Consider the following 738-nt stretch of genomic DNA (forward strand, 5'->3'; position numbering starts at 1 on the left):
TGCGGCAACCGCTCTGCAAGCGCTAATTTGCGGCAACCGCTCTGCAAGCGCTAATTGTTCAACGAGCGCTTTCAGCGACGACACTGTGGAATCCACCTCGTTCAACTCGATTTCCCATTCGGTGCAAGAAGTTACGTTCATACAAACCTGATATTTAAGATAAAGGCACAGCCGTGTTCATGCGCGCGTGCCATCGCTCCGCTCCGTCCATGCCACCAGAGCCCCAATCAAACCCATCGCGCCCACCAATCCCAAAATCACTCCACGCCCCTCCATCACCCCTGCAAACACCCCCACCAGCATCCCCGCCAGCGGCTGCGACAAATTGTTGAGCATCACAATCACGCCAGTGGTCTTGCCGAGGTCTCTCGGTGGAATGATCTTCTGACGCAGGCTGCGGATGTAGACGTTGAACATTTTGTCAAAGCCGATCACCAGCAAGAAACCGGCGATGTACATCCAGAAGTTGCCAGCCAGCCCCGTGAGCAGGCCGCCGGCCAACATCACGCTGTATGACACCAGGCCCAGGGTGCGCAAGGGCAGCACGGTGCGGGCGATGAACAGCAGGATGATGACGGTGGCAATAGCGCCGGCCGTTTGCAGCAACGCGTAATCGCCCGCAGAGCGCTGCAGCAGCCCGGTCACCATCGCAGCCGAGGTGGCGAGCGTCACGCCGATAACCAGGTTGACGCCGGCTGCCAGCGCAATCACTTTTTTCAGGCCCGGCAGGTGCAGCAC

General features: G+C 58.9%; 1 protein-coding gene. It reads right to left on the minus strand.

Annotated elements, in window-relative coordinates; all coding sequences use genetic code 11:
- Positions 1-177: 177 nt before the first annotated feature.
- The coding region (locus AC1DWI_RS25240) for an MFS transporter (protein WP_477726194.1) at positions 178-738 on the minus strand (561 nt) is incomplete at its 5' end.

This window comes from Polaromonas sp. P3_C2 (genome assembly GCF_056402675.1).